Source organism: Oceanisphaera submarina, assembly GCF_046521305.1.
Classification (GTDB): Bacteria; Pseudomonadota; Gammaproteobacteria; order Enterobacterales; family Aeromonadaceae; genus Oceanimonas; species Oceanimonas submarina.
In genome coordinates this window covers 144,451-167,440 of the sequence record NZ_JBKGFN010000006.1, presented here as the reverse complement: position 1 = coordinate 167,440, position 22,990 = coordinate 144,451, and the positions used below count along the sequence as shown (strand labels likewise).

Below are 22,990 nucleotides of genomic sequence, written 5' to 3'. Positions count from 1 at the left end.
TGGCCGCATTCAGGCAGGTGCAGGCGGGGTCTGCCCCGAAACATCGCCATCAAGGGGCAACTGCCGCCGTCAGTATTTGCACTATATCGGCGTAACCGCGTTCGCGTGCATGCCGAAGGGGCGAAATACCTTCGGCATCGCCGATATTTACATCGGCCCCGGCATCGACCAGCAACTGCACAATATCCGTGTGTTGCGCGCCGCCGTTACCGAGAATGATGGCTTCCAGCAGAGCGGTCCAGTGCAGGCGATTGACATGATCCACATCCACCCCGGCCGCGATCAGCAGGCGCACCGTTTCTACGTGGCCGCGTTCGGCGGCGGGGATCAGGGCGGTGCCGCCATAGCGGTTGGTACTGCCTAGGTCGGCACCCCGGCTGAGGGTCATGGCCAGGATCTCGTTGTAGCCGCTGGCACCGGCATAGAGGTAGGGACTGTCTTGAATCGCATCCCTGGCATTGACGTTGGCTCCGGCCTCGATCAACAGCCTGGCGGCGGCGATCTGGTTATGGCGAGTGGCAATCAGCAGCGGGGTACGGCCCATCTTGTTGCGCGATTCCATATCTGCTCCTTGTTCGAGCAGCAGGCGGATCTCTTGAGTCTTGCCTTGCTCTGCGGCCGACCGTAACTGGTGTTCGAGTTCGCCGCCATCGGCGGAGGTGGTGATGGACGTCAGCATGGCCAGTATGGCCATGAATCCGATGGATATTTTTTCGATGAACATGCCGCTTACCTCATTGCTGTATGGCGAACCACAGGAGGAACAGAATAGCAGAATCCGGTCATGAATCATGGAGGTCGCTTGGCCCTATGCCTCTCTGTGCTTTTCACCGATACCGATCAATGCCAAGCCAGATAAGAGTTTACAAATAGCAATGGTTAGCAATACCATTAACGTCCATTTTTTATCCTCGAGATTGCTCATGTTCAGAAAGTGCTTATTGCTGCTTTGTGCCTGTTTTATCACACAGCCGGCACTGGCGGCCGAGCGCCAGGTCACCGACCTTCTGGGGCGCACCGTGGCCCTGCCGAGCCAGGTAGAGCGCATCATTCTTTCCGAAGCCCGCTTGATGTACATGCTGATGCCGCTGCAAAAGGACGACCCCTTTGCCCATGTAGTGGCCTGGTCGGACGATATGGAGCGGGCCGATCCCGATACCTACCTCAAGCTGGCCGAAACCTTTCCCGACATCGTCAACACGCTGCCACGCTTCGGCCATCCGGGCAAGGTAACCTTCGATATCGAAAAAGCCCTGACTCTGGATGCCCAGTTGGTGGTGGTCAATCAGGCCTACTTCCAGCTTTGGCAGGAAAACGGCACCCTGGACAAGCTGAAAAAGGCGGGCATTGCCGCCCTGTTTGTGGACTTCCGCGACGCGCCGACCGAGAACACTGTGCCCAGCATCCGCATTCTGGGTGAGGTGCTGCATAAAGAAAAAGAAGCCGAGGCGGTAAACACCTTTATTGCCGACAAAATGGCCCGGCTGGCCGAGCGCATGAAAGGGCTGAAAGCACAAGAGCGCCCGTTGGTGCTGATGGAGCGCGCCTCCGGCATGGGCGACTGTTGTCAGGTGTTTGGTCCCAACAACTTCGGCCACTATGTGGAGCTGGCCGGCGGCAACAACTGGGGGAGTGACAAGACCCAGGCCCTGTCGCTGATCATCAATCCGGAAGCCCTGGTCACCGAGCCCTTCGATCTGATCATCGGTACCGGCGCCAACTGGCAGCGGGCATATCCCGAGGTCAACAGCCTTAATCTGGGTTACCAGGCCGAGGACGATGATTTACAGCGTGGATTCCAGGCCCTGAGCCGGCGCGCCGGCTGGCAGGCCATAGACGCCGTTGGCAACAAGGCGTTTTACGGCATCTGGCACCAGTTCTACAACAGCCCCGCCTATTTCGCCGCCATCGAAGTCATGGCCCAGTGGATGCATCCCGAGCGTATGCAGGACATCGACGCCGAAGCGGATTTGCGGGAATTTCACGAGCGCTTCATGCCTTTCCCTTATGAAGGTCGTTTCTGGGTGAAGATGAAATGAGCACCGACGTCATCATGGCCCGTCAGGAAGACCGGCATCACTATCGTCAACATCAGGGGCGGCGCCTGCGGTGGGTGGCCATCGGCGCCATGCTGCTGCTGGGTATCTTTTTGCTGGACATGACCCTGGGTCCGGGAAAACTGGGGCTGGGGCAGGTGGTCGCCACCCTGATGGATCCGGATGGCGCGGATGTGAAGTCCCGCTTCATCATCTGGGATATTCGTCTGCCGGTGGCGTTGATGGCGGTGCTGGTCGGCGCGGCGCTGGGCGGGGCCGGCGCCCTGATGCAGACCATTCTCAACAACCCGCTGGCCGAGCCCTTTACCCTTGGCATATCCCACGCCGCGGCCTTTGGTGCGGCCCTGGCCATCGCCTTCGGCGCGCCGCTGCTGCCCTGGGAGTGGGCTCAGGGCTACATGATTACCCTTAATGCCTTCCTCTTTGCCTGCCTGAGCGCCGGGGTCATCTTTCTGGTCAGTCGCATGCGCGGCTCCACCCAGGAAACCATGATCCTCACCGGCATCGCCATCCTGTTCGTGTTCTCTGCCCTCAACGCCATGCTGCAGTTTGCGGCCAGCGCCGAGACCCTGCAGCAGATCGTGTTCTGGGCCATGGGCTCCCTTGGCCGGGCCACCTGGCCCAAGGTGGGCGTGGCGGCGGCGCTGCTGGTGCTGGCCTGCGTGTTGCTGTCGCGCAGCGCCTGGCGTCTGACGGCCCTGCGCATGGGCGACGAGGCGGCGGAGGCCATGGGGGTGAACGTGACCCGCATCCGGCTGGTGGTGCTGTTGCTGTCGTCGTTGCTGGCGGCGGTGGCGGTGGCCTTTGTCGGTATTATCGGCTTCGTCGGCCTGGTGGGGCCGCACATGGCGCGGATGTTACTGGGTGAAGATCAGCGCTTTTTCCTTCCCGGCTCCATGCTGTTCGGCGCCATTCTGCTGACCATCGCCGAAATTCTGTCCAAGAGCATCATCCCCGGCATCCTGTTGCCTATCGGCATCACCACCTCGCTTATCGGGGTGCCGTTCTTCGTGTTTTTGCTGGTGGTGGTGCGTAGAAGGAGCTGGTCATGAGCCTGACACTGGAACACCTGAGCCTGGGTTATCGCCAGGGGCTGATAGTGGACGATCTGAGCCTGACCGCCGAGTCCGGTCGATTAAGTGTGCTGCTGGGCCCCAACGGCACCGGAAAATCGACTCTGCTCAAGGGTATTGCCGGCCTGCTGGACCCTGAGCTGGGCAGGGTGCTGCTGGACGGTCAGGATCTGGCCGATCTGAGCCGCGCCCGCCGGGCCGGGCAGGTGGTGTACCTGCCCCAGACCACCCCGGTGGGCGTGCGGATCACGGTATTTGAAGCGATATTGATGGCGCTGAAGGTGCACGGCAAGGTGCGGGTGACCGATGACGATCTGGCGTTGGTACGCGGCGTGCTGAGCGAGCTGGAAATTGCACATCTTTCGCCCCGCTATCTGGAGCAGTTGTCCGGTGGCCAGCGCCAGATGGTGGCCATCGCCCAGGCGCTGATCCGCCGACCCAGGGTGCTGCTGCTGGACGAGCCCACCAGTGCGCTGGACTTGTATCATTCGCTGCACATCATGGCGGTATTGCGTCGCCTGACCCGGGAACAGAACATGGTGACCCTGGTGGCCATTCACGACTTGAACCTGGCGGCCCGCTGCGCCGACGACGTGCTGGCGGTGAAGGGCGGCAAGCTGCAGGCTTTCGGCCCGCTGCATCAGTGCCTGCAAGCCGAGCTGATCCAGACGTTATACGGAGTAGGGGCCGACATTCTGCCCGGCCCGGACGATAGCCTGTTGATCTACCCCCGACTGGCGGGCTGATTGGCCTGCAGGCCGGAGTCAAAGAGGATAAAGGGCCAGCTCCGCCGACCCGCTGCAAGTACATCCGTGTAAGCTCGGACATGCCATCCATGGCATGTCACGGTCGGCTGAGCAGATCCCTTTATCCTCTATTGGTGTTCCGTTGGTCTGCACTTTCAAGCCTTACCTTAGCTGGCTGTCCTTACTTGCGCGGCGGTTGACGCCGTCGACCGCCTTGCGCTGCTTTTCCTGTTCGCTCTGGCACCCGATGCACAACCGCACGCCCGGCACCGCCTTTCGGCGCGGCTCGGGAATGGGAGCGTCGCATTCCTCACAGTGGCTCAGACTCTCGCCGGCACCCAACCGGCTGCGGGCATTCTGCACCGCGTCTTCCACACTGGCGTCTATCTGATCCTGAACGGCGCCGTCTCGTGACCATCCTCCGGCCATGGTGTTTCCTCCTCTCACCTGACAACCGACAATGTTATGTTGCTGCGATATAAGTAATGACTCACATCACCATCATATCCCTTTGCTCGCCACCATGCCTTGTGCGGGAACACAGATTGGAGCCAAATCGGTTTGCAGATAGTCATCGCATACCTCCAGCTCATATACGGTTCGGGATGAGATCAGACACTCACGCATGTTTTGCCGGGCCTGTAGATATGCCGGATCTTCAAGTGACTTGTCTTGCTCCCATTGGGCACGATTCGGCCACTGGGCATAGCCGATCAAGATATTCGGCCTATCTGACGTATGCAGGCGCGAACCATGGCTGCCACAGTGCCGATAAATGGCTTGGGTGACGGCCAGCCAGGACTCACGAAACGGCTGTTCTTTACCGTCCCTGATTTCAAATTCATATACGGCGATGAACACGAGGCTTTCCTCTCTTTGAGTTGTGTAAACGACGAGTCGGAATGAAGGGCAAAAGGCAAGATCCGGCCCCTCGAGTTCGTTCCCGCTGCCTGCCCTTGATAGGGACGTCATGTGCCGAGCATCACAAGGATGCGCTTGAACGGGTCGGCGGAGCGGACCCGTTGTCTTAGATTGGCATGCCGTAGAAAATATCGAATGTTTAATGCTGCGGGTATGAGTATGCAAAGACTTCAACACAAAAACGAGCCGAGAGGCTCGTTTTTGTGTTTGCGGTGCGTTATTTCGTCGGCACCGGCTCGGGGACGAGTTCGGCTTCTTGCCGTTGCCATTGTGCCGCTTCTTCCGCGCCGAGTTTGGGCGAGAACCAGCCCAGGTGGGCGTAGGCCATACCGATCAGCGGCGACAGCCAGCAGGCGAAGGCCAGTGGTATGTACAACAGGTTCTCGGTGTTGCCTTCGGCAATGCCGAGGCCCAATGCGGTGATCACGATGGCGCCACCGGCGTTCCAGGGAATGAGGGGCGATATCAGGGTGCCGCCTTCTTCAACGGCCCGCGACAGGTTGAGCGCCGAATAGCCCTTGGCTCGGTAGGCGGGGGCGAACATGCGGCCGGGCAGAGCGATGGACAGATAGGGGTCGCCGCCAATCACGTTGGTCATGGCAGAGGTCGCGATGGCGGAAGACTGGATGGCACCGAAGCTGTTGGCACGGGTCAGGATTTTTTCCATTATCACTTCCAGGCAGCCGGTGCGCTCCAGCACGCCGCCGAAGGCCAGGGCCACCAGCATCAGGGTGATCACCCAGGTCATGCTCTGAATGCCGCCGCGGTTGAGCAGGGCGTCGATTTCGCTTACGTCGGTATCAATCTGATAGCCGCTGAACATGAAGTTGAAGGCCTGCTGCAGGCCTACGTCCTGGGTCAGCATGGCGGTGGCCAGGCCCAGCATGGCGCCGGCAAACAGGGTGGGCAGGGCGGGCATTTTCTTCAGCGCCAGCAGCACGGTCACGCCCAGGGGCAGCAGCAGCGGCCACGACAGATTGAAGTGCCGATCAAGGCCGTTGATGATGGCCTCGATGCGACCGAAGTCCACGGCCTGTTCGCCAATCAGGCTGAAGCCGGCGAACAGATAGATGACCAGGGCAATCAGCATGGCCGGTATGGTGGTGGGCAGCATGTTGCGGATATGGTCGAACAGATTTACGCCGGTTACCGCCGGGGCCAGATTGGTGGTGTCCGACAGCGGCGACATCTTGTCACCGAAGAAGGCGCCCGACACCACGGCGCCGGCGGTCCAGTACATGGGAATGTCGAAACCGTTGCCGATGCCCATCAGCGCCAGGCCCACGGTACCGGTGGTACCCCACGAGGTACCGAGCGACACCGACACCACGGCGCAAATCAGCACGCTGGCGGCCAGAAACAGCTCGGGAGAGATCAGACTCAGGCCCAGCTTGATCAGGTAAGGCACGGTACCGCTGGCAATCCAGATGCCGACGATCATGCCCACGATAATCAGAATGCCCACCGATTGCAGCCCCAGGCGCACCACGTGCATGATGCCGTCTTCCATCTCGGGCCAGCGGTAGCCGCGCAGCCAGCCGATGAGGGCGGTGATGGCCACGCCGATGGCGAGCGGAATATGAGGGGTAAAGTTGCCGAAATAAAACAGCTGCACGCCCAGCACGACAAAGGTCAGTGCTATGGGCAGGCAGGCCAGCCAGAAGCCGGGTTTGCGGGGTGTTGTTGTGGTCATGGTTCTCTCCTTGAGCCTGTGAGTCTGGCCGGTTTGTGCAACCGGCCGACGCCATATATCCCGGGGGATTTCTTCAGACTAAGGCCACCATGTATGACAGTTACGGGGCAAATGTAAAAAATTGTAAAGATGTTGTTTTATTTGTTGCTATCGAGGCGACCGATGAGCGAAAAGAGCTCTTTTTGAGTTTCATTTGTCGCCTGGATCAGCTCGCCGGCGAGGTTGTGTGTCAGTAAGCTCTGAGTTTCGGCCGCCTGCTCCAGTTGTGCCAGCACCCCGGCCAGCCGGGTCTGAGCCAGCATGCGGGCTGTGCCGCCCAGTCGATGTGCCAGCTGGCCCAGCTCCAGGTGATCTTCTTCTGCCAGCGCCCGTTCAAGGGCCGCCTGTTCGGCCGGCAGCTCGTCGGCAAAGCGGTGCAGCATGGCTTGCAGCCGGGGGCGGCCCAGTACCCGCAGGTGTTCCTGCAGCAGGGGCTGCTCCAATTCCGGTTGTATGCGAACTCCCAGCGCCTGATTTAACGCCTGAGTGAGTCTTGGCCATTGCACCGGCTTGGCCACCACGGCCCTGAGCCCGGCGGCCAGATAACGGCGAATGTCGTCGGGGGCCACACTGGCGGTGAGGGCAATGACCGGGGTGTCCCGGTTCAACCCCTGCGTTTGATGGCGAATACTGCGGCTGGCTTCCAGGCCGTCCATACCCGGCAGATGCATGTCCATCAGAAGGAGGTCAAAGGCCTGATGATGGGTCATCTCGAGCGCCTGTTCGCCGCTTTCCGCCTGGCTTACCAGATGGCCATGCTGCTCCAGCATGGCGGCAAGAATGGCCCTGTTGATGGCCACATCCTCCACCAGCAGCAGGCTGAGGCTGGGCAGGGCGGCCAGTTCGGTCTCTTGTTCTGTGGCCGGCGTAGCGGCGGGTGGCAGCGGCAGGATAAAGCCGAATCGGCTGCCCTGGCCGGGGGTGCTTTGCAGTGTCATGCTGCCGCCCATGGCTTCGATCAGCCGTTTGGAGATGGCCAGCCCCAGCCCGGTGCCGCCATAACGCCGGCTGATGCTTTCGTCGGCCTGGGTAAAGCGCTGAAAAATGCGGTCCTGCTGTTCGGGGGCAATGCCGATGCCGTTGTCTTCTACGCTGAACTGCCAGCCTGCGTCTACCGCTTTGGCTCCGAGCGTGACCCGGCCACCGGTATCGGTGAACTTGGTGGCGTTGGACAGCAGGTTGATCAGCACCTGACGCAGCCGGCCGGCATGACCCGAGAGCCAAATCCGGGCATCGGGCGCATCCAGTTGCAGCTGGATCTGTCTGGCCTCGGCGTAACCCTGCATCATGGCAACACTGCTTTCAAGCAGCTCGTTCAGGGCGAAGGGAGCCGGTCCTTCGGGCAGCGGGCCCTGCTCCAGCGCCGCATAATCGAGCACGTCGTTCAGCAACATCAGCAGGTGCTCGGACGAGTGCTGCAGTATGTCGAGCAGTTCTTGTTCCGGGCTGTCTTTCAGGGCGGTTCTGAGCAGGGTAAGGGTGCCCAGAATGCCGTTCATGGGGGTGCGCAGCTCGTGGGTCATGTTGGCGATGAAGCGGCTTTTGGCCATATCGGCTGCCTCGGCCGCCTCCTTGGCCTGGCGCAGGTGGTGAGTGCGTTTGTCGACCAGGGCTTCGAGCCTATCCTTGTCATGCTGCAGTTCGTTCTGACGGCGCTCGACCGAGCGGCGCATGGTGTTGATGGCGCCTACCAGGGTATCCAGTTCGTCGGGCAACTGGCCGGGCGGACGGGCCAGGGTCAGCGGCGGGCTGCCTGGCTGCCCTTCGCCAATCTGCGCCACATGGCGGGCCATGCGTTCCAGATGGCGGGTGACCCGGCGTTGAAACACCAGCATCAGGCAAAAGGCGATGGCCAGTATCGTGAGGGTCTGGCCCAGCAGTATGGTCTGGGCATGATCGAGCAACTGCTGACGAATACTGTGCTTGCTGAAGGCAACCTCCAGCCGGCCCACTCTCTGGGGCCCCAGCACCGGGCTGGGATAAATCAAATCGAAACCGTGTTTATGCATGCCTTCATCGCTGTTATGACGGGCAAACACCAAGGGATCTGCGAGGGCGTCCCCGGTCACCGAAAGCCTGGCCATGTGTGGCATGTCGAGCATGCTCTCCAGCTGTAACCGGGCTTGCGGCAGGTTAAGATCCCATAGGCTCTGGGTCAGGCTGTCGAGGTAGCTCTGCTCTATGAGGGCGAGCCGATCGTCCAGATCCTGTTTTATCTGGCGATGGTCGAGCAAGAGCTGAAAGGCGGTGGACAGCAGAGAAAGCGTCAGGCTGACGCCCAGTACCAGCAGAAACAGGCGAAAACTCAGTGGATGCCGCCGCCGGTAGCGGGGCAACAGGGTCAACAGGGCATGCATTCAGGGTGTATCCAGATAACGGCGTTCAAAATAGAAGGTAATGCGTTGAATATAACGGTCGTCGGCAAGCTCTCGCAGCCGAGCGGACAGGGCCGGCAGCAGGGGCTCCAGTACCGAGCCTCTGGGCAGGGCCAGATGGTAATGCTCCAGGGTAAGCAGCTCGGGCAGGGCAAGCACCTGCCCGTTCAGTCCGAGTTTTTGTGCCTGCAACTTGCCGGTGGACAGACCAATGGGCATGTAATCGATACGGCCCAGTGCCAGTTTGCGGAAGTTCTGCTCGCCGGTGGATACCCGCTCAACATGAGGATGGCGGGTGGCGGTCTTATCGAAATCGTCACCGAAGCTGTCGCCAAACAGCAAGCCAAGTGTCTTGTCTGACAGGTTCCAGGGGGACTGATTGCCGTTGCCGAAATGGGTAAAGAGCACCACAGGATCCGCCACTATGGGCGTGTCGCTGAAGCGGAAGTCCCGCTCCCTCTGACTGGTTTTGTAGGCGGCAACAATCAGATCCACCTTGCCCTGGCGTGCTGCCAGCTGACAGCGCTCCCAGTTGCCGAATACCCGCATGTTGACCGAATAGCCGTGCTCGGCCAGCAGCTTGCGGACCAGATGGGGAGCTATGCCGGTCAGTTCGCCCCCTTGCTCCCACGACAGGGGCGGATACATGGGGTGGCCACAGGCGGTGAGAGGGCGGGGTTGAACCGGTTCCTGAGCGTGAGACGACAGCGCCGGCAGCAGGGCAAGCAGCAGCGTGAGGATCAGTGGCATGGTACCGGCCTTGGGGTAAAGACGTATCCGGCACCATGCATGGTGAGGATGATCCTGGGCTGGGCCGGATCGTCTTGCAGTTTGCGCCGCAGCCGGCCCACCAGCACGTCTATGGTTCTGTCGTTGGGGGCCCACTCGCGGTTCTTTATCTGATCCAGCAGTTGATCCCGTGACAGAGTCTGCCCCGAATGACGTAAAAAGGCACATAGCAGCTGGTATTCGCCGTGAGTCAGCGGGGTTTGTCGGTCATCTTCATCGAGCAGCACCCGACGATCCAGATCGATGCGCCAGTCGTCGAACCGATGAATGTTGGTCGCGGGAGCCGTGTCGGCCCAGGGCGACACGGTGCGTACCCGGCGGGCCAGGTTCTTGGCCCGGGCCAGCAGCTCGCGGGGGTTGAAGGGTTTGCACACATAGTCGTCGGCACCGCATTCCAGGCCGATGATGCGTTCTATATCGTCCTGACGGCCGGTCACCAATATGATGCCCACTTCGGAAGCGGCGCGCAGCTCCCGGGTCAAGGTCAGGCCGTCCTTGCCCGGCAGCCGGATATCCAGCAGGACAAGGTCGATATCCTGCCCGCTCAGTATCTGCTCGGCTTCTTCCGCGCTCCGGGCCGCAAATACCTGGTGCTGCTCTACCCTGAAGTACTCCACCAGGCAATCCCGCGTGGTGTCGTCGTCTTCCACAATCAAGATGCGGATATCCATATCGGTTGTTCTCATTTTTCTTTCTTGTTGTATACGTGCGAGCCCGGCGGCCAACTTCTACCACCGCCGACGCACAACTGTCAATGTTGCCGTCTATTTTCCCAGCAGTTCGCCCATAGGCCGCAGGTTGGTGACGTGGTCACACAACGACTTGATCACCATCATCATGGGGGTGGCGATAATCAGCCCCACCGGGCCCCATATCCAGCCCCAGAATGAGAGGCCGACAAAAATGGCCACCGGGTTGAGACTGGAAAGATGGCTGGTCAGCCAGGGGGTCAGCAGATAGCCCTGAATACTGGTGACCGCCAGCGAAGTACCGGCCACGATCAGCACCATGTCCAGGGTACCGAACTGTAAAAAGGCCGCCATGCCGGTGCCCAGCAACACGAGCAGCGGACCCAGATAGGGAATGCCGCTGGCCACACCGGCCAGTACACCCCAGAGGCCGGCCTGTTCCACACCGAGCATCCAGAATGCCAGCCAGGTGAAGGCGCCGACAAAAACGGCGCTGAGCAGCATGACAAACAGGAAGCGGCGCACCTGATGATGAAAGTCATCCATGATACGGGCGGCCTTGCGCATGCGTTCAAACGAGGGGCCCGAGATCCGGGTCACCTTGCGCCGATACAGCTTGCCCACCGCCAGCATGAAATACACCAGCAGCAGGGCAGAAAAACTCTGGGACACCATGACCAGCGCCGCCGAGGCGCCGCCAAGCAAATATTCCTGCACATCAAAGGGCTTATCCACGATGCGCACTGCCGTCACGCCCGGCGTTCTGGCTTGCTGCTTCTTGCCACTGGTGCTTTCTTCAATTTCTTTGGCCGCAGCCTGGGCTTTTTCTATGATTCCCGCCTCTTTGGGCGGGGTAGTGGCGGCAGTGCGTTTGAACTTGCTGATGGCCACCGGTACCTTGTCCAGCATGATTACGGCTTCACGCTGCAAGGGGATGCTGGCGCTGACCATGACTGCCAGCAAGACGGACATCACCATGGCCGCGCTGACGGGACGAGGCACCCTGAGCCGGTCGAAGGGGGAAAGTAGCGGATCCAGAGCATAACTGATGAAGACAGCCACCATCAGCGGCAGCAGCACCGCCTGCGCCCAGTCGATAAAATACACGGTCGCCACCGACGCCAGTATGATCAGCGAGACACTGCGCACGTTAACCGCGTCGATCAGGTTCTTTTGGTCGTCGGTTGCCTTTTTGCTGTCGAATGATGTGTCATCTGGGTCTTTCATGGAGTCGGTGTCCGGTTTTGCTGTATGCAGAGTTTAACCGCATTTTGTCGGAGGATACATGACCATTAAACCCTGTAAAAAAAACGAGGAGTGGTCGCGGTATTGAGTGAGTCCGGGCCTCAGCCAGCGGGGAATTGCGGTCATTGCGGTTACTCCTCGCCTCCGACTTGCAACATCGCCAAGTCAGGCTTGGCAATGCGGATTCTGCACGTAGCAAGCCAGTACCGGGTGCGGCATCTGATGAGATCTTTTACATGTTAATCGCTGCTGGCCGCCCGGTCGCATGATGGCGCCGGAGCGCTTTATTGATCGGGTGGTCTGGCCCCCGTATGGGTAAGGCGGCGGGTCGATGTTGCCTGGTACGGGCAGGGCGTAGCTCAACAAATGCCCGTTTCTTGTTTTGGTATGTCGATGTTTCCACCGGTCATGTTACCGGAGGGTAACGGCGGTTTACCGTCGGGTATCCGAGCAGAGGCTCAGTGGTGACCGCCTGTCACGACTGGTGGCGTCCGAACGCTAACCCGACTCCTATCTGCTCAACGATACCGGTACATCTTAAAGGAAGCGGCTCGGCGAGAGCGCCGTGGCCAGCCTGTCGGGTTGCCGGCCGGTCAGGCAGTCGGCGACCATCTGGCCGGTGAATGCGGCCAGGGTCATGCCCAGGTGGCCGTGGCCAAAGGCCAGGATCACACGCTTATGGTTTGGCAGGGCGCCGATAACGGGCAGCGAGTCGGGGCTGCTGTGGCGGACCCCCATCCAGCGGGACGTCACCGTAACCGGCCGGCCGAACAGGCTTTCGGCCCAGTCCTGCATATGGTGGTACCTGCCCTGTGCCTCGGGCGCCGTCGGTTGGGCAAATTGCGTGGTACCGGCGATGCGGATGCCGTTGTCCATCGGGGTGGCATAGAAATAATGAGCGAGCCAGCCGACGGGCCGGTTCAGTACCAGATCCTTATCGTCCAGCATCAGGTGATAGCCGCGTTCGCTGACCACCGGCAGCTTGACTCCCAGAGGCGCCAGCAGCGGCTGGTTGCCCATACCGGCGCAGAGCACCACGGCATCGGCCGCCAGCTCCTGACTGCCGGCCCTTACCTGGATGCGGTCACCCACTTGTTTTACGCTATCGGCCGCTAATGGCCGATAATCCAGTCCCTGTACCAGCAGTTGCTCATGGAGTCGTGTGCAGAGCTGTCGGGGATGACGCAGCGACCAGGTATCCGGATACCAGAGGCCGCCCTCCAAACCTTGTGAGTTAAGACCCGGCTCCAGTTTCAGTAATGACTCCCGATCCAGGGCTTCACACATGACCCCGTCCCGTTGTTTGGCGGTGGCCAGCGCGGCCAGTTGCGGACCCATGGCGGGAACCTGGCGATAGACCTGCAGGCATCCCTTGGTCTGATATATCTCATCCGAGCCCAGGCTTTTCAGTAACTGCTGCTGCAACAGGGTTCCTCTGGCAACCAGCTCGACCAGGGTCCGCTTGTTGTCGGTAAAGGGGCCGTTGCCGATGGCACGCAGAAAAGCGCGGCCAAATCCGGTCAGCTCGGTCAGATAACGGGGATCGATCGAGAGCGCGCGTTTGCTGCGGATGATTTCCGTCAGCATAGAGCGCAGGCTGTCGGGGTTGGCCAGCGGGGTGGTGGCATAATTGGCGATAAGACCGGCATTGCCCGACGAAGTACCCGAGCCGGGTTGGCTCTCATCCAGCAAGGTCACTCGATAACCCTGGTCCAGTAATGCTTTGGAGACGGAGAGGCCAACAATACCTGCGCCGACCACTATGATGTGTTTCATGTTAATAAAATCACCTGATTGACTCGAATGACAGTGACAAGGTGCGCTGTGAAATAACGGCTCCTGAGGTTCAGACGTCCCGGAATACCATGGGAGGCTATTGCTGAACCTGATAGCGGCCTAAAGCAGAGAGCATCGGTTATTTAACAGGGCAATAAGGGGTGATAGGGGGGCGAGCCCCCCTGTTCATTAATTTTCTTTATAGAATCTGTAGGACATAACACCGATAGCCAATGCCGTCAGAATACAGGTGGCGGCTGTGGCATAAATGGCGAATTCGAACCAATGCATATCTGAACTCCTTGTTAACTGTTTTTGGTGATAAGCGTGGCCGAGCGGCCGTTTTTAAAGGTGTGATAAATCACGGTAAAGGTCAGCAGGTTGGCCGATACGCCGGCGACCAGTGCCGACAGTCCCGTCATGCCGCTCAGATCCCAGGGGCCCCATTTCCATACCATGGTGACCAGAGCACCGGCGATGATGGCACCGATGGCCGATTTGCTGCATTTAAGGTCCAGGAGCACACCGAGAACAAAGGGAATGAGAATGGTCGGCGCCCACAGCGAATAACTGATCAGCAGAGCATCGATGATGGAGGTCGCATACAGGGCGAACACGATGGCGCCAATACCTATCAACAGATTCACCAGACGTTCAATCCACAGTTTCTTTTTCTCGCCGACATCGGGGTTGATAAAGCTCTGGTAGATATCCTTGACGAAGATGACCGACGCCGAGTTGAGATAGGAGTCGGCAGTCGACATCACCACCGCCAGCAAGGAGGCGAGCACCAGGCCGGTGATGCCCAGGGGCAGGGCGGTTCTGATCAGCTCGGGCATGGCCAGATCCGGGCTGATATCCGGATAGAGGATCAGGGCAATCAGGCCAATGGTCGAGCTGACAAAATAGAACAGGAAGCCAAACAGACCCGAGATGGTATAGCCGATCTTGGCATTGCGAGAGTCGGGTGCCGCCAGTGCGCGTTGGGTATAGGGAGGCACCAGGGTTTCACCCAGCAGAAAGGCGATAAACAGGCTCAGGAACATGCCGGGGCCGTAATCGCCCATGATGCTGAAATGGCTGTCAGGCAACCGGGCAATCAGTTGCTCCGCGCCACCGACTTCATTGATGCCGATCATCAGGGTAATTGGCATGAAGATGGCCAGCATCAGAAACTGCACCACATCGGTCTGAATAACCGCCCACATGCCGCCAATGGTGGAATAAAGCAGCACCACCCCCATGCCGATCAGGATGCCGGTGGTAATGTCGATGCCGATGATGGCATTGAACACGGTCCCGACCGCCAGAGCCTGGGCACCCAGGATTCCGATACAGAATATCAGTGAAAAGAGTCCGGTAATCAGCCGGGCATAACGGCCGAACTGCTGTTCCATGATGTCGCCCACCGTATGAGCACCGATATACCGTTTCAGTTTTGGGGCAATGAAGATCCCTGTCAGCACGGTGGCAATCGGAAAGGCACTGGCCGCGAACATAAAGGCGTAGCCGTGATCAAATGCCTGCCCGGCCCGCCCCATGGAGGCGCCGCCACCGAGGAAGGAGGCCGCCAGGGTAGCAAACAGGATGGGCCAGGTTATTTTATTGCCGGCAACGGCAAAGTCGGCGCTGGAATTCACTTTTTTGACACTGCGGTATCCTATGTATCCCAGCAAAATAAAGTAGGCCAGCAGGCCCGTCACATCTAAATAGTGCATCACTCTACATCCCTTGTTTGTTGTGAAGATGTATTGATTATGTTAACCATTCAGTCATAGGAACAAATAATACTTTTTGATGATTGTATAAATTATATTTTTACCCAACGTTGGTTAACGGCAAAAGCGATTCGAGGTAACGCATGATCCCGAAAATAAACGCAAAGCAACTATATATATTTCAAGAGGTTATGGGTGGAGGTAGCATCAGCAAGGCGGCGCGGCGATTGGGGTTGACGCAACCGGCAGTCAGTACCGCCATCGCCAACCTCGAAAGTGATATGGGTTTTTTGCTGTTCAAGCGGAACCATTACGGCACCGAAATGACGATAGAAGCCAAGTCCTTTTCCGAAGGTGTAGAGCGGGTGCTGACGGCGCTGAATAACCTCGAGGAGCTGGCCGAGAACCTGAAACATGGCCGGGTCGGTAAACTGCAGATAGGGTGTATGCCGGGGTTGTCGACCATCACGCCCAAGATTGCCGCCCGTTTTATGCGTGACAACCCGGAAGTGAAGCTTTCCCTGCAGACCTTTCCTTCCAGGAAGGTGGAGGAGTGGGTTGCCGCCGGCCACTTCGATCTTGGCATTGTCGAAAGGCCGCAGTCTAAAAATGAGTTGGAGGTTTTTTCTTATAAGTTCGAGATGCTCTGTGCGTTACCCGAAGGCTCTATGCTGGCAGCCAGAGATGAAATAACCATAGAGGATCTGGATGACAAGCCAATGATAACCCTGGGTGATGCGCATCAAACCACCATGCAGTTGCGGAGTCTGGCAAACAAGCACGATTGTCAGCTTAATGTGGTTGCCGAAACCCAGCTTTTCCCCTCGGCGATTGCCTTGGTCAATGAAGGGGTTGGATATGCGCTGATCGATCCTGTTACCGCGATGGAATACGGCAAGAGGAGTGACAGTCAGGTCATTTTGCGGCCTTTCAGACCCCTGGTCGAATTTGAGGTCGCCATTATCCTGCCTAAATTTCACCTTGTTTCCCGGCTTTGTCGCCACTTTCAGGTTGCTCTCAAGGAGGAATTCGATCATCTGGTGCAGTCGTTGATCAAAGAGTGACGGTGACCGATGCGTCAGGTTGACCTTTTCACATAAGCCTTTCGCGGGGCTGCGGTTGGCCGTGGTTTTATCCCATGTCTCGTTTTGGCATGTCGGTGTCTTAATCAGCAATGTGGCGAAAGGGCTTCGGCTGTTTACTGTCGGCTACCTTGACAGGGGCACAGAGGCTGCCTGTCGCGGTTTGTGACGCGCGGGCCAGGTGCCGGCGTTGACTCCCGTTAAGAAAAAGGATGCTGATTATGTGCGCAATTCACGGAAACAGAGGTGTTGTCTATACCGGTCCGGGCAAGGTCGAGGTGCAATCCATCGCCTTCCCCGAGCTGGCCATCGGAAAACGTGCCTGTCACCACGGGGTGATTCTCAAGGTAGTGGCGACCAACATCTGCGGTAGTGACCAGCACATGGTGCGTGGGCGAACCACCGCCGAAGCCGGCCTGGTGCTGGGCCACGAAATCACCGGGCAAGTCATCGAATGCGGCCGCGATGTCGAGTTCCTCAAGGTGGGCGACATCGTTTCCGTGCCGTTCAACATCGCCTGTGGCCGTTGCCGCAACTGCAAGGAAGGCAAAACCGGCATCTGCCTTAACGTCAACCCGGCCCGTCCCGGCGCCGCCTACGGCTATGTGGACATGGGCGGCTGGGTCGGTGGCCAGTCCGAGTATGTGATGGTGCCCTATGCGGACTTCAACCTGCTTAAGTTCCCGGATCCGAATCAGGCGATGGAAAAAATCCGCGACCTGACCCTGTTGTCCGACATCTTCCCCACCGGTTTCCACGGCTGTGTTACCGCCGGTGTCGGCCCCGGCTCTACCGTCTATATCGCCGGTGCCGGCCCGGTCGGCCTGGCTGCCGCCGCCTCGGCCCAGTTGCTGGGCGCCGCCTGCGTCATCGTTGGCGACATGATCCCGGACCGTCTGGCCCAGGCACGCAGCTTCGGTTGCGAGACCATAGATCTGCGCGAAGAAGGGTCGATGGAAGACAAGATTGAACAGATACTGGGCGAGCGTGAAGTCGATGCCTTCGTCGACTGTGTCGGCTTCGAGGCGCACGGTTGCGGTTGTGACCATGGCAAGGAGCAGCCGGCTACCGTGCTGAACTCGGCCATGGCTCTGACCCGCGCCGGCGGCCAGATTGGCATTCCCGGCTTGTATGTTACCGAAGATCCGGGTGCCGTCGACGAGGCTGCCAAGCAGGGTGCCCTGAGCATGCGCTTCGGTCTGGGCTGGGCCAAGTCCCATTCCTTCCATACCGGTCAGTGTCCGGTGATGAAGTATCACAGACCCCTGATGCAGGCGATTCTGTTCGACAAGGTGAAGATCGCCGATGCGGTCAACGTACAGGTGATAAGCCTGGATCAGGCCGCCCAGGGTTATGCCGAATTTGACGGCGGAGTGGCGAAGAAATTTGTGATCGACCCCCATGGTATGGTCCCGGCGTAACGGATAGGGTTGACTGGTTCATGCCTTCCATCTCTCGGTGGAGGGCATGTTTTGGTTGAAAAAAATCATCCGGTCAGGAGCGGCCGGCAGAACAGTACTGTTCATGGCGGTTGATCAGACAGCCTCCATGACCGTTTTTACAAGGTTGATGATATGGATGAGACTCAAGCAGGCGTTCTTGACACCATCGAAGCGATAGTGACGTCAATAAAACACAAACCCGGCGCGCTGTTGCCCATCCTGCATCGTATCCAGGATCAGTTCGGGTATATTCCCGATGCCGCCATCGCGGTGATAGCGACCCATTTACGCAGCACCGCGGCCGATGTGCACGGGGTGATCAGTTTTTATCATTATTTTCGTAGCGAGAAGCCGGGCCGACACGTGATTGAAGTCTGCCGGGCCGAGGCCTGTCAGGCCCAGGGTAGCCGTGAGCTAGAACGCCATGTGCGGGAAAAGCTGAACATCGGCTTCGATCAGACCACCCCGAACCAGGACATCAGCCTGAAGGCGGTCTATTGCCTGGGCAACTGCGCCACCGGTCCTTCCATCAGAGTCGGCGACAAGATAAAGGGTCGTATGAGCCCGTCCAAGTTCGACCGTCTGGTAGACGAGCTGACCACCTTTAAACTGGAGCTGAAATAATGACGCTGCGTGTCTATGTTCCCTATGAAACCACGGCCCTGTCACTGGGTGCCGACGAGGTCGCGACCCTGATCCGGCGCGAGGCCGAACGGCGTGGCATGGATATCGAGCTGGTCCGCAACGGCTCCCGGGGGCTGTTCTGGCTGGAGCCGCTGGTGGAAGTATCCACCGATGAAGGCCGTTATGCCTTCGGCCCGGTCGAGCTGGACGATGTGTCTTCCCTGTTCGACGCCGGCTTCGAGCGCGGTGCGGTCGAGCACCCACTGGCCCAGGGCCTGACCGAAGCAATTCCCTATCTCAAGCAGCAGCAGCGGGTGACCTTCTCTCGCATCGGTATCTCGGACCCGGTATCGCTGGACGACTACCGTGAGCTGGACGGTTTCAAGGGGCTGGACAAGGCGGTGAGCCTGTCGGCCCAGCAGTTGGTCGATTGCGTGAAAGCGTCCGGTCTGCGCGGCCGGGGCGGGGCGGCCTTTCCTACCGGTATCAAGTGGCAGACGGTGCTGGACACGCCGGCCGAACAGAAATATATCGTCTGTAATGCCGATGAAGGCGACTCGGGCACCTTTGCCGACCGCATGGTGATGGAATGCGATCCCTATATGCTGATCGAGGGCATGATCATCAGCGGCCTGGCGGTGGGCGCCACCCAGGGTTACATCTACCTGCGGGAAGAATACCCGCTGGCCCATGAGCTGCTGAACCAGGCTATCGAGCGGGCCTACGCCGCCGGCATACTGGGCACCGATGTTGCCGGCAGCGGCCGCCGCTTCGAGCTGGAAGTACGGCTCGGCGCCGGCGCCTACATCTGCGGCGAAGAAACCTCGCTGTTGGAAAGTCTGGAAGGCAAGCGCGGCATGGTTCGCGCCAAGCCACCGTTGCCCGCCATCGTCGGCCTGTTCGGTCAGCCGACCGTGGTCAACAACGTGCTCACCTTCGCCGCCATTCCCGCCATCCTCAGCGAGGGCGCCGCCTATTACGCCAATTACGGCTACGAGCGATCCAAGGGCACACTGCCGTTTCAGCTGGCCGGCAACCTGGAACGGGGCGGCCTGGTGGAGCTGGCGTTCGGCCAGCGCCTGCATGATCTGATTTATGAATTCGGCGGCGGTACCCGCAGCGGCCGGCCGGTGCGCGCCGTGCAGGTGGGCGGCCCGCTGGGCGCCTATCTGGCGCCGGAGCAGTTCGATGTACTGCTGGATTACGAGTCTTTCACCAAGATTGGTGCCGTGCTCGGTCATGGGGGCGTGGTGGTGTTTGACGACACGGTCAACATGGCCGAGCAGGCCCGTTTCTCGATGGAATTCTGTGTCGAAGAGTCCTGCGGCAAGTGTACTCCCTGCCGGATTGGCTCGGTACGCGGGGTCGAGGTGATCGACAGGATCATCGAGGGCGACAACAGGGCCGCCAATATCGAATTGCTGGAAGACCTGTGCGACACCATGATCCACGGCTCCCTGTGCGCCATGGGCGGCATGACACCCTTCCCGGTGAAGAGCGCACTCCAGTATTTTCCCGAAGATTTCAACGACTCGAAGGGGGCGTAAAAGATGGTTGAACATTTTTATCCCGAGAAGGATTACGGGACGCCGGCCCGGCTGTCGGAAAACCTGATCACCCTGAACATAGACGGTGTCGAGGTCACTGTGCCCGAAGGGACTTCCGTGATGCACGCGGCGGCCCGGGCCGACATCAACATCCCCAAGCTGTGCGCCACCGATAACATGGAAGCCTTTGGCTCCTGCCGGCTGTGCACGGTGGAAATCGAGGGGCGGCGTGGTTATCCCGCCTCCTGCACCACGCCGGTCGAGCCGGGCATGGTGGTACGCAGCCAGACCCGGGCGCTGGCCAAACTGCGCCGCAATGTGATGGAGCTGTATATCTCCGATCATCCCCTCGACTGCCTGACCTGCCCGGCCAACGGCGACTGCGAGTTGCAGGACATGGCGGGTGCCGTGGGCCTGCGCGAAGTGCGCTACGGCTTCGACGGCGAGAACCACCTGGAGGCGGTCAAGGACGAAAGCAATCCCTATTTCAGCTTCGACCCCAGCAAGTGTATCGCTTGCTCCCGCTGTGTGCGGGCCTGTGGCGAGGTGCAGGGCACCTTCGCCCTGACCATCGAAGGCCGGGGCTTCGACTCCAAGGTGTCGACCGGCAAGAACACCAATTTCGTTGAATCGGACTGTGTCTCCTGCGGTGCCTGCGTACAGGCCTGCCCGACCTCGACTCTTATGGAAAAATCGGTCATCGATCAGGGCCAGCCCGAGCACAGCGTGATCACCACCTGTGCCTACTGTGGCGTGGGCTGCTCGTTCAAGGCCGAAATGAAAGGCGACAAGGTCATCCGTATGACCCCCTGGAAGGGCGGCAGCGCCAACCATGGTCATTCCTGCGTCAAGGGGCGCTTCGCCTTCGGCTATGCCACCCACAAGGACCGGCTGACCAAGCCGATGATACGGGCGTCCATCGATGATCCCTGGAACGAAGTCAGCTGGGAGGAGGCCATCGCCTTTTCCGCTCGCCGTTTGCGCGAAGTGCAGGAGTTGCATGGCCGCAAGAGCGTGGGCGGCATTACCTCGTCTCGCTGCACCAACGAAGAAACCTATCTGGTGCAGAAGCTGATCCGGGCGGCGCTGGGTAACAACAACACCGACACCTGTGCCCGGGTCTGTCACAGCCCCACCGGCTATGGCCTCAAGATGACACTGGGCGAGTCGGCGGGCACCCAGGACTTCGACTCCGTGATGGAAGCCGACTGCATCATGGTGATTGGCGCCAACCCCACCGACGCCCACCCTGTCTTCGGCTCCATGATGCGCAAGCGTCTGCGCGAAGGGGCCAGCCTGATTGTGGCCGACCCGCGTCAGATTGATTTGCTGGACACCCCCCATGCGGGCGAGGGTATTCACCTGCCGATACGGCCCGGTACCAACGTGGCCCTGATCAACGCCCTGGCCCATGTGGTGGTCACCGAAGGTCTGGAAAACGAAGCCTTTGTAGCCGAGCGCTGTGAACCGGAGGATTACCTCGCCTGGCGTGCCTTTGTTGCCGAAGAGCGTCATGCTCCCGAACAGATGGCGGACGTGATTGGCGTGTCGGCGGAGACGCTTCGCCGGGCCGCCCGTCAGTATGCCACCGCCGGCAACGGCGCCATCTATTATGGTCTGGGCGTCACCGAGCACAGCCAGGGCTCGACCATGGTAATGGGTATCGCCAACCTGGCCATGGCCACCGGCAATATCGGCCGACCCGGGGTCGGGGTCAACCCGTTGCGGGGCCAGAACAACGTGCAGGGCTCCTGCGACATGGGTTCTTTCCCGCACGAGCTGCCCGGTTATCAGCCGGTCAACAACGACCAGATCCGCCACCGGTTCGAGGCGGCCTGGGGCGTCAGCCTGGATGCCGAGCCGGGGCTGCGAATTCCGCACATGTTCGATGCCGCCATCAATGGCGAATTCAAGGCCATGTATGTGCAGGGGGAGGACATCGCCCAGTCGGATCCCAACACCCATCATGTGGAGGCGGCGCTGCGCTCGCTGGAGCTGCTTATCGTGCAGGATCTCTTCCTGAACGAGACCGCCAAGTTCGCCCATGTGATCCTGCCCGGCTCCACCTTCCTGGAGAAGAACGGCACCTTCACCAACGCCGAGCGCCGCATCAACCGGGTGCGCAAGGTGATGCCGCCGCTGGCGGGCAAGGAAGATTGGGAAGTCACCATGGCGCTGGCCAATGCCCTCGGCTACCCGATGCATTACGATCATCCTTCCGAGATCATGGATGAAATCGCCAGCCTGACGCCCTCGTTCACCAATGTCAGCTTCGACAAGCTGGACGAGCTGGGCAGCATACAGTGGCCCTGCAACGACGAGCATCCGGACGGTATGCCCATCATGCACGGCGACAGCTTCCCCATCGGCCTGGGGCGCATGGTGGTGACCGAGTTCATTCCCACCACCGAGAAGGTGTCGGAAAGCTACCCGTTGTTGCTGACCACGGGGCGTATCCTCAGCCAGTACAACGTCGGTGCCCAGACCCGGCGCACCGACAACAACGTCTGGCACAGCGAGGACGTGCTGGAAATCCATCCGCACGATGCCCAGCTCAGGCAGATAGCGGACGGTCAGCCGGTGACCATCGCCAGCCGCACCGGCAATACGGTGCTGAAGGCCAGGTTGAGCAAGCGCATGCAGCCGGGAGTGGTGTATACCACCTTCCACTTCCCGCACAGCGGTGCCAACGTGATCACCACCGATAACTCCGACTGGGCCACCAACTGCCCGGAATACAAGGTGACGGCGGTGCAGGTGCTGGGCACGGATACGCATGCCCTGTCCGACTGGCAGCAGAAGTTCTATGCCTTTACCCGCGAGCAGCTGGACCATCTTGAGGCCGGGAGTGAGCAGGGGAGTCGGTAAGTCTCCGTTATAGGTTGAACGGACATCAAAAAAGAGGGCGCCTGTCTGACAGGCGCCCTCATTTTTTTGGGGATCCCTCAGAGCGAAGACGGGCATCCAGCGTCCTTTACCGTGGATCTCCGCCTGCGCGGAGGTGACACCCCTTAACCTCGCTGCTGCAGTCTCTTATCCCTTTGTTTGTTTCTCTGAAAGCACATCCATCTGACTCCTGTTTTCCCTCGCCGCTTTTCCGCCGTCGCATCCAGATAGGTAGGTGACGTATCCAGTGCTTGTTCTGTAGGGAATGTTATCTAAAGTTAAATTAAT

Annotated in this window: 18 protein-coding genes; 8 read left to right on the top strand and 10 right to left on the bottom strand. The window is 59.6% G+C overall.

From position 1 onward, the window contains the following. Positions 1–49 precede the first annotated feature (49 nt). Positions 50–724: an ankyrin repeat domain-containing protein gene (locus ACLEIV_RS08265; protein ID WP_410456172.1), complete on the bottom strand. Its 675-nt coding sequence runs from the start codon at positions 722–724 to the stop codon at positions 50–52. 199 nt (positions 725–923) lie between these two features. Here ACLEIV_RS08265 and ACLEIV_RS08260 point away from each other — a divergent pair, with 199 nt between their 5' ends. The 3 genes from ACLEIV_RS08260 to ACLEIV_RS08250 are packed head-to-tail and all read left to right on the top strand — an operon-like array spanning position 924 to position 3,876. Beyond that, a complete protein-coding gene (locus ACLEIV_RS08260; protein WP_410456171.1) occupies positions 924–2,039 on the top strand; it encodes an ABC transporter substrate-binding protein in 1,116 nt (371 codons plus the stop codon). After that, positions 2,036–3,109 carry a FecCD family ABC transporter permease gene (locus ACLEIV_RS08255; RefSeq protein ID WP_410456170.1) on the top strand — a complete coding sequence of 358 codons (1,074 nt, stop codon included), beginning with the start codon at positions 2,036–2,038 and terminating at the stop codon, positions 3,107–3,109. The genes ACLEIV_RS08260 and ACLEIV_RS08255 overlap by 4 nt, the downstream gene beginning before the upstream one ends. Continuing rightward, the gene (locus tag ACLEIV_RS08250; RefSeq protein WP_410456169.1) at positions 3,106–3,876 is read left to right on the top strand and encodes an ABC transporter ATP-binding protein; all 771 of its coding nucleotides are present in this window, start codon (positions 3,106–3,108) and stop codon (positions 3,874–3,876) included. Before ACLEIV_RS08255 ends, ACLEIV_RS08250 begins: the two co-directional genes overlap by 4 nt. Positions 3,877–4,038: 162 nt before the next feature. Here the strand turns inward: ACLEIV_RS08250 and ACLEIV_RS08245 are convergent, their stop codons facing one another. From ACLEIV_RS08245 to ACLEIV_RS08205, 9 genes are all read right to left on the bottom strand, one after another. After that, positions 4,039–4,305 carry a DksA/TraR family C4-type zinc finger protein gene (locus ACLEIV_RS08245; protein ID WP_410456168.1) on the bottom strand — a complete coding sequence of 89 codons (267 nt, stop codon included), beginning with the start codon at positions 4,303–4,305 and terminating at the stop codon, positions 4,039–4,041. Positions 4,306–4,377: 72 nt separating this feature from the next. After that, a complete protein-coding gene (locus ACLEIV_RS08240; protein ID WP_410456167.1) occupies positions 4,378–4,737 on the bottom strand; it encodes a putative quinol monooxygenase in 360 nt (119 codons plus the stop codon). Positions 4,738–5,014: 277 nt separating this feature from the next. Beyond that, on the bottom strand, positions 5,015–6,490 hold the full coding sequence (gene nhaC, locus ACLEIV_RS08235) for a Na+/H+ antiporter NhaC (protein ID WP_410456166.1): 1,476 nt from the start codon (positions 6,488–6,490) through the stop codon (positions 5,015–5,017). A 137-nt stretch (positions 6,491–6,627) separates the two neighbouring features. Then, positions 6,628–8,886 carry an ATP-binding protein gene (locus tag ACLEIV_RS08230; RefSeq protein WP_410456165.1) on the bottom strand — a complete coding sequence of 753 codons (2,259 nt, stop codon included), beginning with the start codon at positions 8,884–8,886 and terminating at the stop codon, positions 6,628–6,630. Then, positions 8,887–9,654 carry a substrate-binding periplasmic protein gene (locus tag ACLEIV_RS08225; RefSeq protein WP_410456164.1) on the bottom strand — a complete coding sequence of 256 codons (768 nt, stop codon included), beginning with the start codon at positions 9,652–9,654 and terminating at the stop codon, positions 8,887–8,889. It abuts the gene before it with no gap. Next, positions 9,645–10,379 (bottom strand): response regulator, encoded by a 735-nt coding sequence (locus ACLEIV_RS08220; protein ID WP_410456163.1) that lies wholly within the window; start codon positions 10,377–10,379, stop codon positions 9,645–9,647. Before ACLEIV_RS08220 ends, ACLEIV_RS08225 begins: the two co-directional genes overlap by 10 nt. A gap of 78 nt (positions 10,380–10,457) precedes the next feature. Beyond that, on the bottom strand, positions 10,458–11,609 hold the full coding sequence (locus ACLEIV_RS08215; RefSeq protein WP_410456162.1) for an AI-2E family transporter: 1,152 nt from the start codon (positions 11,607–11,609) through the stop codon (positions 10,458–10,460). A 555-nt stretch (positions 11,610–12,164) separates the two neighbouring features. Further along, on the bottom strand, positions 12,165–13,403 hold the full coding sequence (locus ACLEIV_RS08210) for an NAD(P)/FAD-dependent oxidoreductase (protein WP_410456161.1): 1,239 nt from the start codon (positions 13,401–13,403) through the stop codon (positions 12,165–12,167). A 305-nt stretch (positions 13,404–13,708) separates the two neighbouring features. Continuing rightward, complete coding sequence (locus tag ACLEIV_RS08205; RefSeq protein ID WP_410456160.1) at positions 13,709–15,121, bottom strand: sodium:solute symporter family protein; 1,413 nt, start codon at positions 15,119–15,121, stop codon at positions 13,709–13,711. 143 nt (positions 15,122–15,264) lie between these two features. Between ACLEIV_RS08205 and ACLEIV_RS08200 the strand changes: the two genes are divergently transcribed. The 5 genes from ACLEIV_RS08200 to fdhF all read left to right on the top strand — a co-directional run bounded on the left by ACLEIV_RS08200 (position 15,265) and on the right by fdhF (position 22,684). After that, positions 15,265–16,185, top strand: a complete 921-nt coding sequence (locus ACLEIV_RS08200) for a LysR family transcriptional regulator (RefSeq protein WP_410456159.1) — start codon at positions 15,265–15,267, stop codon at positions 16,183–16,185. Positions 16,186–16,424: 239 nt separating this feature from the next. Beyond that, entirely contained in the window at positions 16,425–17,624 is a 1,200-nt protein-coding gene (fdhA, locus tag ACLEIV_RS08195) for a formaldehyde dehydrogenase, glutathione-independent (RefSeq protein ID WP_477529386.1), read from the top strand. A 153-nt stretch (positions 17,625–17,777) separates the two neighbouring features. Beyond that, positions 17,778–18,269 (top strand): formate dehydrogenase subunit gamma, encoded by a 492-nt coding sequence (locus ACLEIV_RS08190; RefSeq protein ID WP_410456158.1) that lies wholly within the window; start codon positions 17,778–17,780, stop codon positions 18,267–18,269. Continuing rightward, entirely contained in the window at positions 18,269–19,816 is a 1,548-nt protein-coding gene (locus tag ACLEIV_RS08185) for a formate dehydrogenase beta subunit (RefSeq protein WP_410456157.1), read from the top strand. Before ACLEIV_RS08190 ends, ACLEIV_RS08185 begins: the two co-directional genes overlap by 1 nt. A gap of 3 nt (positions 19,817–19,819) precedes the next feature. Then, positions 19,820–22,684 (top strand): formate dehydrogenase subunit alpha, encoded by a 2,865-nt coding sequence (fdhF, locus tag ACLEIV_RS08180; protein WP_410456156.1) that lies wholly within the window; start codon positions 19,820–19,822, stop codon positions 22,682–22,684. Positions 22,685–22,990: the final 306 nt, after the last annotated feature.

What these genes read in the sequence shown, in the direction of transcription:
- ACLEIV_RS08265 (WP_410456172.1), bottom strand. Translation starts at nt 724, where the DNA reads ATGTTCATCGAAAAAATATCCATCGGATTCATGGCCATACTGGCCATG.
- ACLEIV_RS08260 (WP_410456171.1), top strand. Translation starts at nt 924, where the DNA reads ATGTTCAGAAAGTGCTTATTGCTGCTTTGTGCCTGTTTTATCACACAG.
- ACLEIV_RS08255 (WP_410456170.1), top strand. Translation starts at nt 2,036, where the DNA reads ATGAGCACCGACGTCATCATGGCCCGTCAGGAAGACCGGCATCACTAT.
- ACLEIV_RS08250 (WP_410456169.1), top strand. Translation starts at nt 3,106, where the DNA reads ATGAGCCTGACACTGGAACACCTGAGCCTGGGTTATCGCCAGGGGCTG.
- ACLEIV_RS08245 (WP_410456168.1), bottom strand. Translation starts at nt 4,305, where the DNA reads ATGGCCGGAGGATGGTCACGAGACGGCGCCGTTCAGGATCAGATAGAC.
- nhaC (WP_410456166.1), bottom strand. Translation starts at nt 6,490, where the DNA reads ATGACCACAACAACACCCCGCAAACCCGGCTTCTGGCTGGCCTGCCTG.
- ACLEIV_RS08230 (WP_410456165.1), bottom strand. Translation starts at nt 8,886, where the DNA reads ATGCATGCCCTGTTGACCCTGTTGCCCCGCTACCGGCGGCGGCATCCA.
- ACLEIV_RS08225 (WP_410456164.1), bottom strand. Translation starts at nt 9,654, where the DNA reads ATGCCACTGATCCTCACGCTGCTGCTTGCCCTGCTGCCGGCGCTGTCG.
- ACLEIV_RS08220 (WP_410456163.1), bottom strand. Translation starts at nt 10,379, where the DNA reads ATGAGAACAACCGATATGGATATCCGCATCTTGATTGTGGAAGACGAC.
- ACLEIV_RS08215 (WP_410456162.1), bottom strand. Translation starts at nt 11,609, where the DNA reads ATGAAAGACCCAGATGACACATCATTCGACAGCAAAAAGGCAACCGAC.
- ACLEIV_RS08210 (WP_410456161.1), bottom strand. Translation starts at nt 13,403, where the DNA reads ATGAAACACATCATAGTGGTCGGCGCAGGTATTGTTGGCCTCTCCGTC.
- ACLEIV_RS08205 (WP_410456160.1), bottom strand. Translation starts at nt 15,121, where the DNA reads ATGCACTATTTAGATGTGACGGGCCTGCTGGCCTACTTTATTTTGCTG.
- ACLEIV_RS08200 (WP_410456159.1), top strand. Translation starts at nt 15,265, where the DNA reads ATGATCCCGAAAATAAACGCAAAGCAACTATATATATTTCAAGAGGTT.
- fdhA (WP_477529386.1), top strand. Translation starts at nt 16,425, where the DNA reads ATGTGCGCAATTCACGGAAACAGAGGTGTTGTCTATACCGGTCCGGGC.
- ACLEIV_RS08190 (WP_410456158.1), top strand. Translation starts at nt 17,778, where the DNA reads ATGGATGAGACTCAAGCAGGCGTTCTTGACACCATCGAAGCGATAGTG.
- ACLEIV_RS08185 (WP_410456157.1), top strand. Translation starts at nt 18,269, where the DNA reads ATGACGCTGCGTGTCTATGTTCCCTATGAAACCACGGCCCTGTCACTG.
- fdhF (WP_410456156.1), top strand. Translation starts at nt 19,820, where the DNA reads ATGGTTGAACATTTTTATCCCGAGAAGGATTACGGGACGCCGGCCCGG.